This is a genomic window from Shimwellia blattae DSM 4481 = NBRC 105725, assembly GCF_000262305.1.
GTDB lineage: Bacteria > Pseudomonadota > Gammaproteobacteria > Enterobacterales > Enterobacteriaceae > Shimwellia > Shimwellia blattae.
Genome location: NC_017910.1, coordinates 2,421,975 through 2,437,092, shown reverse-complemented (window position 1 = coordinate 2,437,092; position 15,118 = coordinate 2,421,975). Strand labels below are relative to the sequence as shown.

Genomic DNA, 15,118 nt, shown 5'->3' with positions numbered 1-15,118 from the left:
CGGGTAAGACCCGGCGTCTGCCGGGCCTTACGGGCGGGCTTAACGGCCCGCTTTGAGTTTCTGGTAGTAGGACTCATAGATGGCGCTGGCGTTGCCAACGTCGTTCTGCCATTCGCCTTTTTCCAGCACGGCTTTGTCCGGATATAACGAGGTGTCCCCGGCGACGGCTTTACTCAGCAGTTTACGGGCGGCGAGGTTAGGGGTCGGGTAACCGATGGTTTCCGCCACCTGTTTAGCCACATCCGGGCGCAGCAGGAAGTTAATCAGCTTCAGTGCCGCCTGCGGGTTTTTCGCGTTGGCCGGAATGGCCAGGCTGTCCATCCAGAAGATCCCGCCTTCTTTCGGCCAGATTATCGCCATCGGCGTACCGGCCTGGCGCGCCACAAAAGCGGAGCCGTTCCAGATCATCCCGAGGTTCACTTCCCCTTCCATAAATGGATTGGCCGGGTTATCAGAGTTAAACGCCGCCACGTTTGGCATCAGCTTTTGCAGCTCATGGTAGGCCGCTTCTATCTCTTTCGGATCGGTGGTGTTGCCGGAGTAACCCAGTTTACGCAGGGCAATCTGGAACACTTCCCGGGCGTCGTCGGTCAGCAGAATGCTGTTTTTGTACTCCGGCTTCCACAAATCGGCCCAGCTGGTGACGCTTTTCGGATCGAGGCTGTCCGTGTTCACCCCAATGGCGGTCGCCCCCCAGATATAGGGAACAGAGTAGTCATTACCGGGATCGAAAGGCTTATTCAGCATTTGCGGATCCAGGTTGTGGAAGTTGCTCAGCTTGCTTTTGTCGATCTGCTGCAGCATGCCTTCTTTGCGCATCTTCGCCACATAATAGGTGGAGGGCACCACCAGATCATAAGCGCCTTCTTTGTAGGTTTTCAGCTTGGCGTACATGGTCTCGTTCGACTCGTAAGTCGAATAGATAACCTTGATCCCGGTCTCTTTGGTGAATTGCTCCAGCAGACCTGGCGGGACGTATTCCGTCCAGTTGTAGAAGTAGAGCGTGTCGTTGCCGGCTGCGTGAGCCGCATTAATACCCAGCGCCAGTGCACCTGCCGCCAGCAGGTGGCGTGACCATTTTTTCATTTTAACGTCCCCTGAATTTTACTTTTATCACGAAGTATAAGCTGGCTGATAATAACCAGAACCAGCGACAGTACCAGCAGGATAGTCGCCAGTGAGTTGACTTCCGGCGAGACCCCCACCTTCACCATTGAGTAGATCTTCAACGGCAGAATTTCATAAGCCGGCCCGGTGACGAAGGACGAGACCACCACATCGTCCATGGACAGGGTAAAGCTCAGTAACCAGCCTGCGGCCACGGCGGGCATCGCCAGGGGCAGGATAATTTTGCGCAGTATTACCACTTCGCTGGCCCCCAGATCCCGGGCCGCCTCCAGCATGCGCACATCAAACCCTTTCAGGCGCGAATAGACGCTGACCACCACAAACGGCAGGCAAAACGTAATGTGCGAGAACAAAAGTGACCAGAAGCCCAGCGAGATGCCCAGCAGCATAAACAGCACCAGCAGGGAGATAGCCATAACGATATCCGGCGACATCATCACCACAAACAGCATGCCGCTGACAAAGGGCTTACCGCGAAAGTGATAGCGGTACAGAGCCACCGCCGCCAGCGAGCCAATCAGCGTGGCGAAGGTGGCAGAGGCCACCGCCATGGTCAGCGAGTGTTTTGCCGCCTGCAGCAGGCTGTCGTTGTTCATCAGCAGGCTGTACCAGTTAGTGGTAAATCCCTGCCAGTTGATGCCAAAGCGCGACTGGTTAAATGAGTTCACGATCAGAATGATGATCGGAATATATAAAAAGGCATAGATGGCGGACATAAATCCGCCGCGCAGCAGACGGCCGATCATTCCAGTTCCACCTTCTTATTCAGCAGGCGCGCAGCGCGCCAGTACACCAGCAGCATCAGCCCCATCACCAGGGTGAGGGTGATACTGGTCGCGGCACCAAATGGCCAGTCGCGGATATTCAGGAACTGGCTTTTGATAACGTTACCGACCATCAGGTTTTTGGCTCCCCCCATTAAGTCGGAAATATAAAACAGCCCCATGGCCGGCAGCATCACCAGCAGGCACCCGGCAATAATGCCCGGCATGGTAAGGGGCAGAATAATGCGGGTGAAGATTTGCAGTTTGCCTGCGCCCAGATCTCTTGCGGCCTCCAGCAGCGGTTTATCCAGCTTCTCAATACTGGAGTAGAGCGGCATTACCATAAACGGCAGCAGAATATACACCAGGCCGATAATGACCGCCGACGGGGTGTACATAATCCGCACCGGGGTATCGATAAGCCCGGTCCACAATAAGAACTCGTTAAGGTAGCCGCGGGTGCTGAGGAACAGTTTCAGCCCGTAGATGCGAATAAGCGAGTTGGTCCAGAACGGGACTATCAGCAAAAACAGCAGCAGCGGGCGAAGGTTATGGGGCAGGCGCGCCAGAAACCAGGCAAAGGGATAACCGATAACCAGGCAGGTGAGGGTGGCAATGGCCGCCATGTTCAGCGAATGCAGCAGAACATCCAGATAGAGCGGATCAAACAGCCGGGTGTAGTTATCCCAGGTGAAGACCAGCCTGACAAAGCTGGCGTCATCCCGGGTGAGAAAACTGGTGCCGATAATCAGCAGATTCGGCAAAAAAACAAACAGGACCAGCCAGCCGACGATCAGCGCAATAACGGCGTTCTGGAATTTACGCGAGGTTTTCATCTGCCAGCACGACCTCCCAGCTTTCCACCCAGCTTACCGCCATCTTCTGATCCAGAGAGTGGTCGAAGGCCGGGTCATCCTCGTTAAAGAATTCACTGACCATGACGATTTTGCCGCTCTCCAGCTCCACGGTAGATTCCAGGGTCATTCCCTTGTAGTTGCGCTCGCGCACGTAACCGACCAGCTCTTCCACGTCGTTCTCGTGGTTGACCTCTTCAACCCGCAAATCTTCCGGGCGCAGCAGCACATTCAGTTTCTGGCCCGGCCAGACCGGAAAATTCACATAAATAAAGCACTCGCGGCCTTCCACACAGGCGCGCACCCGCTGTTCATCCACCCGCTCGTGGACGACCGCATCGAAGATATTAATCTCGCCAATAAAACTCGCCACGAAGAGGTTTTTGGGCTCTTCATAGATTTCGCGCGGTGTGCCGTCCTGCTCTATGCGCCCGTCGCGCATCACCACGATACGGTCCGACATGGTCAGGGCTTCTTCCTGATCATGGGTCACAAACACAAAGGTGATCCCCAGTTTACGCTGCAGGGCTTTGAGTTCGTTTTGCATCTGTTTGCGCAGTTTGTAGTCCAGCGCCGAGAGGGATTCATCCAGTAACAGTAACCGGGGCTTGTTCACCACCGCCCGGGCAATGGCCACGCGCTGCTGCTGGCCGCCAGACAGCTGGTGCGGCTTGCGCTGGGCAAACTCGTCCAGTTGCACCATTTTCAGGGCATCGACCACGCGCTGGTGGAGCTCCGGGGCTGGCGTTTTTTGCATTCTTAGCCCAAAGGCGACGTTTTCAAACACCGTCATATGGGGAAACAGCGCATAGCTCTGGAATACGGTGTTGACGTGGCGGTTTTCCGCAGGGATATGGGTAATGTCTTCGTCATCCAGATAGATCGATCCGCTATCGACATTTTCCAGCCCGGCCAGTAAGCGTAAAACCGTGGTTTTACCGCAACCGGAGGGGCCCAGCAGAGTCAGAAATTCGCCGTGATTGATAGTCAGGGAGAGGTCGGGGATCACTGTCTTGCTGTCAAAACTTTTACGAATATCCACCAGTTTCACCAGTGGAGTGAGCGGACGTGTTGGTCTGTTCAATTTTTTACGCTGTCCCATTAATAACGCATCCTGTTATTAGCCGGATGCGGGGTTTGTGATTAACCACCTTTGGGTTTGACACTCGGTTAAGTAAGGGCTGGCATTCTACGGCAAACCACCTTAATCGCCAATGCTCTGGGACACTAATCGGCGGATTAAATCCCGCGAATGATTTGCGGCTATAGTCATTGTTATTGTGCGGTAGATAGCGGGTTAAATCCCCGCTCTCCCGAAGGGCGGGGCCGGGAATTTTACCGGGGCGCCGGGTGGGTAAAAAAACACCAGACAAGGCCGGATTGTGCAGAATTTTTAACCTTGCCGGGTTAAAAGTGACTTGACGCAATATTTGTCATTAGCGGCTTATCGATAATACTGGCTTGTCAGAAGAGGGTGGTGAGATGGATAAATTACTTGAACGTTTTTTGCAGTACGTCGCGCTGGATACCCAGTCCAGGCCCGGCGTCAAGCAGGTGCCCAGTACCGAAGGCCAGTGGAAATTACTGAACCTGCTTAAATCCCAGATGGAAGAGATGGGGCTTACCAGTGTCACCCTCAGCGAACACGGCACCGTGATGGGGACACTCCCGGCAAACGTGGCCGGTGATGTGCCGGTTATCGGTTTTATTGCCCACGTGGATACGGCGCCGGATTTCAGCGGAAAGCATGTCCGGCCGCAGATCGTGGAAAACTATCGCGGCGGCGATATTGCCCTGGGCATTGGCGATGAGGTGCTCTCGCCGGTGATGTTCCCGGTGCTGCATCAGCTACTTGGTCAGACGCTTATCACCACTGACGGTAAAACCCTGCTCGGGGCGGACGATAAATCCGGTATTGCGGAAATCATGACGGCGCTGGCAACCCTGAAGGGCAAAAACATTCCCCACGGCGATATCCGGGTGGCATTTACCCCGGATGAGGAAGTCGGTAAAGGGGCGGCCTGGTTTGATGTGGAAGCCTTCGGCGCTGACTGGGCCTATACGGTTGACGGCGGCGGTGTTGGCGAGCTGGAGTATGAGAATTTTAACGCCGCGTCAGTGACAATAAAAATTGTCGGCAATAATGTGCACCCCGGCACCGCCAAAGGGGTGATGGTGAATGCCCTCTCCCTGGCGGCGCGTATTCATGCAGAGATCCCGGCAGAAGAGTCGCCAGAGAAGACCGACGGCTATCAGGGCTTTTATCACCTGACCTCAATGAAGGGCAGCGTCGACCGGGCAGAGATGCACTATATCATCCGCGATTTTGAGCGCGAAGGGTTCGAGGCCCGCAAGCGGCGGATGATGGAGATTGCGAAAAAGGTCGGTAAAGGGCTGCACCCGGATTGCTATATCGAACTGGTGATTGATGACAGCTACTACAATATGCGCGAGAAGGTCATGGCCCACCCGCATATTATTGATATTGCGCGCCAGTCGATGCTGGACTGCGGTATTGAACCGGATATGAAACCCATCCGTGGCGGGACAGACGGCGCCCAGCTGTCGTTTAAAGGGTTACCCTGCCCGAATCTGTTTACCGGCGGCTACAACTTCCACGGTAAGCATGAGTTTATTACCCTCGAAGGGATGGCAAAAGCCGTGCAGGTGATTGTGCGGATTGCCGAGCTCAGCACTACGCGCTAAATCAGCGGGCCCGGGCGGGCCCGCTTGCGTGGTTACCCGGCGAAATACCAGTAGCCGCTGTTAACCAGCGCGGCAAGCATAGCCAGAAACACCGGATCTTCCAGGGCATCGCCAAAGGCCTCTTCCCGCAGCTCGATATGTTGGGCCAGGGCGCTCAGGGCCGGGCGGTGCGGGCTGTCAATCAGCTCACCGTTAACATACACCTCGTTGCCAATGCGCAGCACCCGTAAACCGCCAAGGCGGGTCAGCGTTTCGCCCTGCTTAAGCGCGTCGTAGATTTCATCCGGCTGGTAGGGGGGCTCCGGCGGGGCAATATCCAGCTCGTGGCGTGACTGAGAGATAAACTCGCCAAACCACCGGGTAAACTGCTCCGGCTGGTGGATAAGCTCCAGCATCATCGTCCGGGCTTTTTCCAGCTCCGCGGGCAGGATATCCGCCGGGTTTTCCCGGGCCGGGAGATCCGGATCGCTGTAATACTGGTTCCCCAGCTCGCGCTGTAATACATAATCCGCAAAGCCGCTGATAAGCTCCCGGGTGTTGGGGGCGCGGAACCCGACGGAGTAATTCAGTGAATTTTCCAGGGCGTAGCCTTCATGGGGGAAACCGGGCGGAATATAGAGAATATCCCCGGGCTCCATCTCTTCGTCGATGATGGCTTCGAAAGGATCCACCTGTAGCAGGTCCGGGTGCGGGCAGTGCTGTTTTAGCGGCAGCTTTTCACCCACCCGCCAGCGGCGGCGGCCGGTGCCCTGAATAATAAACACGTCGTACTGATCCAGGTGAGGACCAACGCCGCCGCCGGGCACCGAGAAGGAGATCATCAGATCATCGGTTCGCCAGTCCGGCAGGAAGCGGAACGCGTGCATCAGCCCGGTGGTGGCTTCGTGCCAGTGGTTAACCGCCTGAACCAGCAGCGACCAGTTGGTTTCGCCCAGATGATCGTAGCTTTCAAACGGGCCGTGTCGGACGTCCCACTGGCCCTCAAGATGGCTCACCAGGCGGCTGTCTACTTCCGTTTCCATTGCCAGCCCGGCCAGTTCATCCGGGGTGATGGGATCAATAAAATTGATAAAGCCGCGCTTGAGCACTACGGGTTTTTTTTGCCAGTAGCGCTGAATAAAGTCGGCCTGATTAAGAGCGATGTGATAATCCATGTTGTCATCCGGCTGAGTACCTGACCGGGAGTATAACGGATCGTCTTTTTTCTGCATGATCGCTGCAGGCTTTTCGGTTAATTATCTTCACCGGTGGCGTTCTGGCGGCCAAAAATAATTTCCATTCTGGCGCCGCCCAGGGGGCTGTCGCTGGGCAGAATATGCCCGTCGTACTGTTCGACTATCTCCCGGGCGACGGATAGCCCCACCCCTTGCCCCGGGCGCAGGGTATCGGCCCGCTGGCCCCGGTCAAACACCAGGCTGCGTTTGCTTTCGGGAATACCGGGGCCGTCGTCTTCCACAATCAGGTGCAGGGTCTCTTCATCCTGGCGGGCGCTGATATCGACAAACTCCAGGCAATATTTGCAGGCGTTATCCAGCACGTTGCCCAGCACTTCCATAAAGTCGTTCTGCTCGCCGATAAAGGTTATCTCCGGCGAGATATTCAGCGAAATGGAGACCCCTTTATTCTGGTAGACCTTATTCAGGGCGGAGGTGAGATTGTCCAGCAGCGGGGCCACCGGGTGCAGCTCGCGGCTTAACAGCGCGCTGCCGCTGCGCATACTGGCCCGGTGCAGGTAGTAGCCAATCTGCTGGGAGATCCGGCTGATTTGCTCCAGCATCACCGGCTCGGCCTGGCGCACGGAGAGCTTATCGGTGCGCAGCGCCCGCAGGGTGCTTTGCAGCACCGCCAGCGGTGTTTTCAGGCTGTGGGTGAGATCGGTAAGCGTGGTGCGGTATTTGTCGTAACGCTCGCGCTCGCTTTTGAGCAGCCGGTTCAGGTTACGCACCAGGCTGGTCAGCTCCCGGGTGGTGGTCGGGTTAAGCGTATCCCGGTTGTGATCCTCAAGCTCGCGCACTTCCCGGGCCAGGGCTTCAATGGGGCGCAGGCTCCACCAGGCCGCCAGCCACAGCAGCGGCACCACCAGCAGCAGGTTAGCCAGCAGCACGTAGACAAACCAGCTCCACACCATGTAGGAGCGCTTAAGCTCGATAGGGATTTTATCCACCACCACCATGGTCAGGGCGGGCATAATGCCGGTGGCCGGGTAACGGTTTACCGCAATTGAGTGGGTGAGCTCTTCGTCGCTGTCGTCGTCATGGATATCGCTGAGCTTGCGCTGCACGGCGTGGTTATTGCCCACCAGCACCCGCGATGAGGCGTAACTGGCCTCCAGCTCGTGGAATCCGTTGGATTTCAGCCACTCGGGTTTGATGTGTTTTTCCAGCCACGGCACCTGGCGCTGGGACCAGAGCAGTTTACCGTGCTCGTCGTAGATAAACGTTAGCGTCGGGCTCTGGAGATCAAGATGCTCGGGAACATCAAGGGTGATTTTGCCGTCTTCCCAGCGGGCGAGGGTGTAGAACAGATTGCTTTCACCGCGCAGCAGCCGGAAGGTGGTTTTATCAAAGCTCACGCTGTAACCGAGCAGGGCGACCACCCCATAGGCCAGCGACAGCACCAGAACGACGGCTGCGGTCGCAAGAAGAAAGCGAACCCGCAGCGACAGGGGAAAAAGGGAACGTAAAAGGTGCTTCATGGTGTCAGATCAAAACGGTATCCCTGGCCGCGCACGGTGGTGATGACATCGCTGGCGTGCTGCGCCTGGATTTTTTTACGCAGGCGGCCCATCAGCACGTCGATAGTGTGGCTTTCGCGCAGCTCTGCATCCGGGTAGAGCTGGAGCATCAGCGAATCTTTGCTCACCACTTTGCCGGTGTTGCGGATCAGCGTTTCGATAATGGTGTACTCAAAGGCGGTCAGTTTTATCGGGGTGTCGTTAATAGAGAGCTCCCGGCGGGAGAGATCAATCTGGAACGGTGCCATGGTGATAACCTGCGAGGCCAGGCCGCTGTTGCGGCGCAGCAGCGCCTGCATACGGGCAACGACTTCTTCCAGATGGAACGGTTTGGTGACGTAATCGTCTGCCCCGGCGCCCAGCACTTCGACTTTATCCTGCCAGCCTTCCCGGGCGGTAAGCACCAGAATCGGTAAGATGATATTGTGGCTGCGCCAGCGGCGGATCATCGACATTCCGTCTTCATCAGGCAACCCAAGATCGACGATGGCAACATCGGGCATATGTTCATTGAGAAAATAGTCTGCTTCTTTGGCATCTTCCGCGGCGTCAACCTGGTGGCCGAGCTCGCGTAATTGTACCTGCAGGTGATGACGCAGCAGAGCATTATCTTCTACAACTAATACGCGCATGGTGGATTCTCCTGATTAAATCATTTCCTAAGTCTACCGCGAATTATTGTGGCAGCGGGATAAACAATGAGTAAACGATAAAAAAGGAGCGCGGGCCGGCCGCCGAACAGCCGCCAGCCCGCGGGCCATTATTTCAGGGTATCGACCAGCTGAACCGCGTAACCCAGGTAGTTTGCCGGGGTCATGGCTTTCAGGCGGATTTTTTCTTCTTCCGGCAGGGCCAGACCGTCGATAAAGTCTTTCATCCCCTGAGCATCTACCCGTTTGCCGCGGGTTAACTCTTTGAGCTTCTCGTAAGGCTTCTCAATACCGTAGCGGCGCATCACCGTCTGGATAGGCTCGGCCAGCACTTCCCAGTTGTGGTCCAGCTCATCAAGCAGGTGGTCGCGGTTTACTTCCAGTTTACCCACCCCTTTGAGGGTGGACTGGTAGGCTATCAGCGCGTAGCCCACGCCCACGCCGAGGTTACGCAGCACGGTGGAGTCGGTCAGATCGCGCTGCCAGCGGGAAACCGGCAGTTTGCTGGCCAGATGCTGGAGCACCGCGTTGGACAACCCGAGGTTACCTTCGGAGTTTTCGAAGTCGATGGGGTTGACCTTATGCGGCATGGTGGAGGAGCCAATCTCACCGGCGACGGTTTTCTGTTTGAAGTGGCCAAGGGCGATATAGCCCCATACGTCGCGATCAAAGTCGATAAGGATCGTGTTAAAGCGCGCGATGCAGTCGAACAGTTCGGCGATATAGTCGTGGGGCTCAATCTGGGTGGTGTACGGGTTCCAGGTTATGCCGAGAGAGGTCACGAAGGATTCGCTGAAGGCGTGCCAGTCCACTTCCGGGTAGGCGGCGATATGGGCGTTATAGTTGCCCACCGCGCCGTTGATTTTGCCCAGAATTTCTACCTGTTCCAGCTGGCGGTACTGGCGTTCCATCCGGTAGGCCACGTTAGCCATTTCTTTACCCATGGTGGACGGGGTAGCGGGCTGGCCGTGGGTGCGGGAGAGCAGGGGGATGTCGCGGTACTGCTCTGCCAGGCTGCGTATGGCGCTGATGATGTTGCGCCACACCGGCAGGATCACCTCCTGGCGGGCGGTTTGCAGCATCAGGGCGTGGGACAGGTTGTTAATGTCCTCGGAGGTGCAGGCAAAGTGAATAAATTCAGACACCGCGTGCAGTGCCGGCACGGCGGCCACTTTCTCTTTCAGGAAATATTCCACCGCTTTCACATCGTGGTTGGTGGTGCGCTCGATGGTCTTGATCCGCGCGGCATCTTCCACACTGAACTGCGCGACGATATCATCAAGGAAACCGATTGCGTCCTGGGGAAAAGCAGGAACTTCCCCAATCGCTTCGTGCGCGGCCAGTTTTTGCAGCCAGCGTACTTCTACCTGTACGCGGAATTTCAGCAAACCAAATTCGCTGAAAATGTCGCGCAGAGCGCTGACCTTATCGCCGTAGCGTCCATCAATCGGTGAAACGGCGGTCAGTGAGGATAATTCCATAAGTCAAGACTCCTGAGAGGTTAACAGTGTGCAAGAATTTGTTTGGCCTGGGTTGTCAGGCGGCCACGGGAAAACATAAGTTGCAGGCGGCCACCGCCTGACTGGTGCCACAGGACTGCTGAGCGGATCCCGGCCAGCAGTGTCGCCCGGACTTTGGCCTGTACCTGGGGGCTTTGCAAAACCGTGGGGGAGCCGGTGACCTGAATGCGCGGCCCCAGCGGGCTTATCACATCCACATAAATGCCCGCCATGGCGTTGATCAGGGTGTCGGACTCCAGATCAAAATGGTCCAGCTGGCGCTGCAGGCCCGCGATCCGCTGGCCCAGGGTGTCGAGGGCCTCTTTACGTGCCGAGAGCTTACGCTCCAGCACCATCAGGCTCAGGGTATAGCGGGTCAGCTCTGCCCCGGCTCCCTGGCGCTGGCTGGCGTTAAGCACGCCAAGCAGGGTTTCCAGGCCGGTGCGCAGGTTTGCTTCGCGCCCACCGTATACCCCCAGCGCAGAGGCGGGGTTTAAATCGATAACGCTGTTCAGCATGGTGTGCAGGGCGTCCGTGTCGCAGTGTCCCTGATGCGCCAGTTGCTGAACCAGCCTGGCAGACTGGCAGATACCTGCCAGCGCCAGCGTGATGTCGTAATAATTTTTCGCCACGAAAACTCCTGTTTTGTGTGCTGCACGTATCAGCAGGGTAGCGGCAGGCGCTGCTCGATAATACCGCCGCCCAGGCACACTTCGCCGTCATAAAAGACCGCTGACTGCCCGGGGGTGACGGCCGCAACCGGCGAATCAAACTGCACTTCAATGCGGTCTTCACCAAGGGGGGTGACGGTGCAGGGGATATCTTCCTGGCGGTAGCGGGTTTTCACGGTGCAGCGCAGGACCCGGGTCAGCGGCTCGCGGGAGACCCAGTGCAGCTGCTGGGCAACCAGCCCGACAGACATCAGGCGCGGGTGCTCATGCCCCTGGGCGACCACCAGAATATTGTTTTCCACGTCTTTATCGACCACGTACCACGGATCTTCGCTGCCCTCTTTGGTACCGCCGATCCCCAGCCCTTTACGCTGACCAAGGGTGTGGTACATCAGCCCCTGGTGCTGGCCGATTTCGTCCCCGTCGACCGTGACGATTTTCCCCGGCTGTGCGGGCAGGTAGCGGCCGAGAAATTCGCGGAATTTACGCTCGCCAATAAAACAGATACCGGTGGAGTCTTTTTTCTTCGCGGTGGCCAGATCAAGCTGCTCTGCGATGCGGCGCACTTCGGGTTTTTCCAGCTCGCCCACCGGGAACAGGCTCTGGGCAACTTGCTCATGGCTCAGGGTGTACAGGAAGTAGCTCTGATCTTTATTGCCATCGAGCCCGCGCAGCAGCCGCGTGGTGCCTTCGCTGTCCTGGCGGCGCACGTAGTGGCCGGTCGCGATATAATCCGCGCCCAGATCTTCGGCGGCAAACTCCAGGAAGGCTTTAAATTTTATCTCTTTGTTGCACAGGATATCCGGGTTCGGTGTCCGCCCGGCTTTATATTCCGCCAGGAACAGTTCGAAGACATTGTCCCAGTATTCAGCGGCAAAGTTGACGGTGTGCAGTTCAATACCCAGCTTATCGCAGACGGCCTGGGCATCGGCCAGGTCGGCGGCGGCGGTGCAGTATTCCTCGCCATCGTCCTCTTCCCAGTTCTTCATGAACAGGCCCTCAACCTTGTATCCCTGTTGTTGCAACAGGTAGGCGGAGACGGAGGAATCAACACCGCCGGACATGCCGACGATCACTTTTTTCTGGCTGTTATCAGACATGGGAATACTCACAACATTGAACTTCAGGGCGGCGTATTCTAGCACGGTGCACCACGTTAGGCACCCTTTGTAAAAGGCCAGTTAAATGCGCCCAGCATCTCCAGCGGATAACGGGGAGATTCCAGATAGCAGCGAATACTTTCCGCCACCAGCGGGGAGCGTAAATTATCCGCCTCAAGAATGATTTGCGGATCCAGCCACAGGCAGCGATCGATATCGCTGTCATGGGGGGTAGTGGGTAGTGGCGCATCCAGATCAATGACAAACAAAAAGCGCAGGAACGGGGTGTTGTCCGGGGCTATCCACTGGTGCATGCGGACAAACTGCTGGGGAACGGCGCGGATCCCGGTCTCTTCCCACAGTTCGCGGCTGGCGGCTTCCACCAGGGTTTCGTTGGCCTCAAGATGACCGGCGGGCTGGTTCCATGTGGCTTTGCCGTTAATGGTCTCCTCCACCACCAGAAATTTACCCTGGGCCTGTACCAGGCAGGCAACGGTAACATGGGGTTTAAACATGGTTCCTCCGGTGCTATAGCGGTTTGTCGATATTATCGTAAAGGGTTTGCAGCTGTTTCAGGCGTTCGTCATAGCGCTGGTTAAGGCACTGAATATGGCTCCCGCACTGGTGGCGCCGGGCCAGCCACTGCTGTTGTGCATCCTGCATATTCCCCCGGGTGCCCATGGCGAATAAGCCGGACAGCAGCCGGTAGGTGGTTGCCATTTCCACGTCTTTATCGTTCAGAGTGCGGTTGTGGCAGATGGCTGTCTCATCGGGCGTGCGGGCGCGGGTACAGTCAAAACTGGCGGCTGTCGCCGGGCTGCACATCAGCAGCAGGGCGCAAAGGGGAAGGGCGATTTTTATCATAAGCTGACCTCGCGCCACTCTCCGTTTGCCAGATTGTCGAGTGTCCAGGCCCCGAGGGCGTAGCGAATCAGGCGCAGAGTGGGGTAGCCCACATGGGCGGTCATGCGCCGGACCTGGCGGTTACGCCCCTCATACAGGGTGATTTTCAGCCAGCTGGTGGGGATGGATTTACGCTCGCGGATCGGGGGATTACGCGGCCAGAGCCAGCCCGGCTCCGCCACCCGTTCAATACCGGCGGGCAGGGTGGGGCCATCGTTGAGGGTGACGCCGGTGCGCAGCATTTCCAGCGCCTGTTCGTCTGGCTCACCTTCGACCTGAACATAGTAAATTTTGCCGGTACGTTTCCCCGGCTGGGTTAAGCGGGCCTGGAGCGCGCCGTCATTGGTGAGCACCAGCAGCCCTTCGCTGTCGCGATCGAGGCGCCCGGCGGCGTAGACACCGCTGACCGGAATATAGTCTTTCAGCGTGGCGCGGCCCTGCTCGTCGGTAAATTGCGGCAGGACATCAAAAGGTTTATTAAACAATATCACCCGGGTGGGGCCCGCAGGGCGGCGTTTGTCTGCGCTCTGGCCTGTGGTGCGCCGCCCGATACGGGGCGGACGGGGTTTTCTGGTCTGGTTATACATAGGGGGCATCTGGTCAGTCATACTGCCCCAAGGGTAACACACTGGCCGCGGTCTGAGGTAACCGGGCAGGAAATTGCCCTGCGTAGCGCAGGCCGGAGCGCTTGTCCAGCATATGGCGCGAATTGGTGTTAATCGAGTCTGGCGCGGTGCGTAACAATCCGGTAGTATTGACACGCTAATTACAAATCATTAACAAAAAATTCAGTAATAAACCAGAAGCGCTCGAAGGAGAGGTGAATGGAAAGCAAAGTAGTTGTTCCGGCGGAAGGTCAGAAAATCACCCTGCAAAACGGTAAGTTGAATGTGCCGCATAACCCGGTAATTCCTTATATCGAGGGTGACGGTATTGGTGTGGATGTTACCCCGCCGATGCTGAAAGTGGTTAACGCCGCCGTGGAGAAAGCCTATAAGGGCGAGCGGAAAATTTCCTGGATGGAGATCTACACCGGTGAAAAATCAACCCAGCTCTACGGCCCGGATGTCTGGCTGCCCCAGGAGACGCTGGATCTGATCCGCGAATACCGCGTGGCTATCAAAGGCCCGCTGACCACTCCCGTAGGCGGCGGTATCCGTTCTCTGAACGTTGCGCTGCGCCAGGAGCTGGATCTGTATGTCTGCCTGCGCCCGGTACGCTACTATCAGGGCACTCCCAGCCCGGTCAAACACCCGGAACTGACGGATATGGTCATTTTCCGTGAAAACTCCGAAGATATTTATGCCGGTATCGAATGGAAAGCCGACAGCGCCGATGCTCAGAAAGTGATTAACTTCCTGCGCGAAGAAATGGGCGTGAAGAAAATCCGCTTCCCTGAGCATTGCGGTATCGGTATTAAGCCGTGCTCTGAGCAGGGCACAAAACGCCTGGTGCGCGCGGCCATTGAATACGCTATCACTAACGATCGCGATTCCGTGACCCTGGTCCACAAAGGCAACATCATGAAATTCACCGAGGGTGCCTTTAAAGACTGGGGTTACCAGCTGGCCCGCGAAGAGTTCGGTGCCGAGCTGGTAGACGGCGGCCCGTGGATGAAGATCAAAAACCCGAACACCGGCAAAGACATTATCGTTAAAGATGTGATTGCCGATGCCTTCCTGCAGCAGATCCTGCTGCGCCCGGCCGAGTATGACGTTATCGCCTGTATGAACCTCAACGGCGACTACATCTCTGACGCCCTGGCAGCCCAGGTTGGCGGTATCGGTATTGCCCCGGGTGCCAACATTGGCGACGAGTGCGCACTGTTCGAAGCCACCCACGGCACCGCGCCGAAATACGCCGGTCAGAACAAGGTGAACCCGGGCTCGATTATCCTCTCCGCTGAGATGATGCTGCGTCACATGGGCTGGTTTGAAGCTGCCGATCTGATTGTTAAAGGTATGGAAGGCGCGATCAATAACAAGACCGTGACCTATGACTTCGAGCGTCTGATGGAAGGCGCTAAGCTGCTGAGTTCCAGCGAGTTTGGCGACGCGATTATCGCGAATATGTAATCAGCCAGTCTGAGAGGCACAAAACGGGAGCCTG

Annotated in this window: 15 protein-coding genes; 2 read left to right on the top strand and 13 right to left on the bottom strand. The window is 56.9% G+C overall.

All coding sequences use genetic code 11. The features are described 5' to 3' along the window. Window positions 1-39 precede the first annotated feature (39 nt). From potD to potA, 4 genes are read right to left on the bottom strand one after another with little or no spacing between them, the layout of a single operon-like run. Window positions 40-1,086, bottom strand: coding sequence for a spermidine/putrescine ABC transporter substrate-binding protein PotD (gene potD, locus EBL_RS11500; protein ID WP_002440271.1), 1,047 nt, complete (start codon window positions 1,084-1,086; stop codon window positions 40-42). Continuing rightward, window positions 1,083-1,874 carry a spermidine/putrescine ABC transporter permease PotC gene (gene potC, locus EBL_RS11495; RefSeq protein WP_002440273.1) on the bottom strand — a complete coding sequence of 264 codons (792 nt, stop codon included), beginning with the start codon at window positions 1,872-1,874 and terminating at the stop codon, window positions 1,083-1,085. The genes potD and potC overlap by 4 nt, the downstream gene beginning before the upstream one ends. Next, window positions 1,871-2,728, bottom strand: a complete 858-nt coding sequence (potB, locus tag EBL_RS11490; protein ID WP_002440274.1) for a spermidine/putrescine ABC transporter permease PotB — start codon at window positions 2,726-2,728, stop codon at window positions 1,871-1,873. Before potB ends, potC begins: the two co-directional genes overlap by 4 nt. Next, window positions 2,712-3,848 carry a spermidine/putrescine ABC transporter ATP-binding protein PotA gene (potA, locus tag EBL_RS11485; protein ID WP_002440275.1) on the bottom strand — a complete coding sequence of 379 codons (1,137 nt, stop codon included), beginning with the start codon at window positions 3,846-3,848 and terminating at the stop codon, window positions 2,712-2,714. The genes potB and potA overlap by 17 nt, the downstream gene beginning before the upstream one ends. A gap of 380 nt (window positions 3,849-4,228) precedes the next feature. On the opposite strand from potA, the gene pepT reads away from it, so the two are divergent. Then, entirely contained in the window at window positions 4,229-5,452 is a 1,224-nt protein-coding gene (gene pepT, locus EBL_RS11480; RefSeq protein ID WP_002440277.1) for a peptidase T, read from the top strand. 32 nt (window positions 5,453-5,484) lie between these two features. Here pepT and EBL_RS11475 read toward each other — a convergent pair whose 3' ends face one another. The 9 genes from EBL_RS11475 to rluE all read right to left on the bottom strand — a co-directional run bounded on the left by EBL_RS11475 (window position 5,485) and on the right by rluE (window position 13,596). After that, the gene (locus EBL_RS11475; protein WP_002440278.1) at window positions 5,485-6,606 is read right to left on the bottom strand and encodes a ribosomal protein uL16 3-hydroxylase; all 1,122 of its coding nucleotides are present in this window, start codon (window positions 6,604-6,606) and stop codon (window positions 5,485-5,487) included. A 77-nt stretch (window positions 6,607-6,683) separates the two neighbouring features. Next, on the bottom strand, window positions 6,684-8,147 hold the full coding sequence (gene phoQ, locus EBL_RS11470; RefSeq protein ID WP_002440279.1) for a two-component system sensor histidine kinase PhoQ: 1,464 nt from the start codon (window positions 8,145-8,147) through the stop codon (window positions 6,684-6,686). After that, window positions 8,144-8,818: a two-component system response regulator PhoP gene (gene phoP, locus EBL_RS11465; RefSeq protein WP_002440280.1), complete on the bottom strand. Its 675-nt coding sequence runs from the start codon at window positions 8,816-8,818 to the stop codon at window positions 8,144-8,146. Before phoP ends, phoQ begins: the two co-directional genes overlap by 4 nt. Window positions 8,819-8,946: 128 nt before the next feature. Next, a complete protein-coding gene (gene purB, locus EBL_RS11460) occupies window positions 8,947-10,317 on the bottom strand; it encodes an adenylosuccinate lyase (protein WP_002440281.1) in 1,371 nt (456 codons plus the stop codon). Window positions 10,318-10,337: 20 nt separating this feature from the next. Next, window positions 10,338-10,967, bottom strand: coding sequence for a high frequency lysogenization protein HflD (gene hflD, locus EBL_RS11455; protein WP_002440282.1), 630 nt, complete (start codon window positions 10,965-10,967; stop codon window positions 10,338-10,340). Window positions 10,968-10,996: 29 nt separating this feature from the next. Next, window positions 10,997-12,106, bottom strand: a complete 1,110-nt coding sequence (gene mnmA / locus EBL_RS11450; protein WP_034920063.1) for a tRNA 2-thiouridine(34) synthase MnmA — start codon at window positions 12,104-12,106, stop codon at window positions 10,997-10,999. 56 nt (window positions 12,107-12,162) lie between these two features. Next, window positions 12,163-12,621: an NUDIX hydrolase gene (locus EBL_RS11445; protein WP_002440285.1), complete on the bottom strand. Its 459-nt coding sequence runs from the start codon at window positions 12,619-12,621 to the stop codon at window positions 12,163-12,165. Between the two features lie 13 nt (window positions 12,622-12,634). Beyond that, entirely contained in the window at window positions 12,635-12,970 is a 336-nt protein-coding gene (locus EBL_RS11440; protein WP_002440287.1) for a lysozyme inhibitor LprI family protein, read from the bottom strand. Next, window positions 12,967-13,596, bottom strand: coding sequence for a 23S rRNA pseudouridine(2457) synthase RluE (gene rluE, locus EBL_RS11435; RefSeq protein WP_002440290.1), 630 nt, complete (start codon window positions 13,594-13,596; stop codon window positions 12,967-12,969). The genes EBL_RS11440 and rluE overlap by 4 nt, the downstream gene beginning before the upstream one ends. 237 nt (window positions 13,597-13,833) lie before the next feature. Between rluE and icd the strand changes: the two genes are divergently transcribed. Beyond that, a complete protein-coding gene (gene icd, locus EBL_RS11430) occupies window positions 13,834-15,084 on the top strand; it encodes an NADP-dependent isocitrate dehydrogenase (RefSeq protein WP_002440291.1) in 1,251 nt (416 codons plus the stop codon). The last annotated feature ends 34 nt before the right edge of the window (window positions 15,085-15,118 follow it).

Coding starts and splice junctions, on each gene's coding strand:
- EBL_RS11475 (WP_002440278.1), bottom strand. CDS start 6,606: ATGGATTATCACATCGCTCTTAATCAGGCCGACTTTATTCAGCGCTAC.
- EBL_RS11440 (WP_002440287.1), bottom strand. CDS start 12,970: ATGATAAAAATCGCCCTTCCCCTTTGCGCCCTGCTGCTGATGTGCAGC.
- rluE (WP_002440290.1), bottom strand. CDS start 13,596: ATGTATAACCAGACCAGAAAACCCCGTCCGCCCCGTATCGGGCGGCGC.
- potA (WP_002440275.1), bottom strand. CDS start 3,848: ATGGGACAGCGTAAAAAATTGAACAGACCAACACGTCCGCTCACTCCA.
- icd (WP_002440291.1), top strand. CDS start 13,834: ATGGAAAGCAAAGTAGTTGTTCCGGCGGAAGGTCAGAAAATCACCCTG.
- mnmA (WP_034920063.1), bottom strand. CDS start 12,106: ATGTCTGATAACAGCCAGAAAAAAGTGATCGTCGGCATGTCCGGCGGT.
- pepT (WP_002440277.1), top strand. CDS start 4,229: ATGGATAAATTACTTGAACGTTTTTTGCAGTACGTCGCGCTGGATACC.
- potD (WP_002440271.1), bottom strand. CDS start 1,086: ATGAAAAAATGGTCACGCCACCTGCTGGCGGCAGGTGCACTGGCGCTG.
- phoQ (WP_002440279.1), bottom strand. CDS start 8,147: ATGAAGCACCTTTTACGTTCCCTTTTTCCCCTGTCGCTGCGGGTTCGC.
- purB (WP_002440281.1), bottom strand. CDS start 10,317: ATGGAATTATCCTCACTGACCGCCGTTTCACCGATTGATGGACGCTAC.
- potC (WP_002440273.1), bottom strand. CDS start 1,874: ATGATCGGCCGTCTGCTGCGCGGCGGATTTATGTCCGCCATCTATGCC.
- EBL_RS11445 (WP_002440285.1), bottom strand. CDS start 12,621: ATGTTTAAACCCCATGTTACCGTTGCCTGCCTGGTACAGGCCCAGGGT.
- potB (WP_002440274.1), bottom strand. CDS start 2,728: ATGAAAACCTCGCGTAAATTCCAGAACGCCGTTATTGCGCTGATCGTC.
- phoP (WP_002440280.1), bottom strand. CDS start 8,818: ATGCGCGTATTAGTTGTAGAAGATAATGCTCTGCTGCGTCATCACCTG.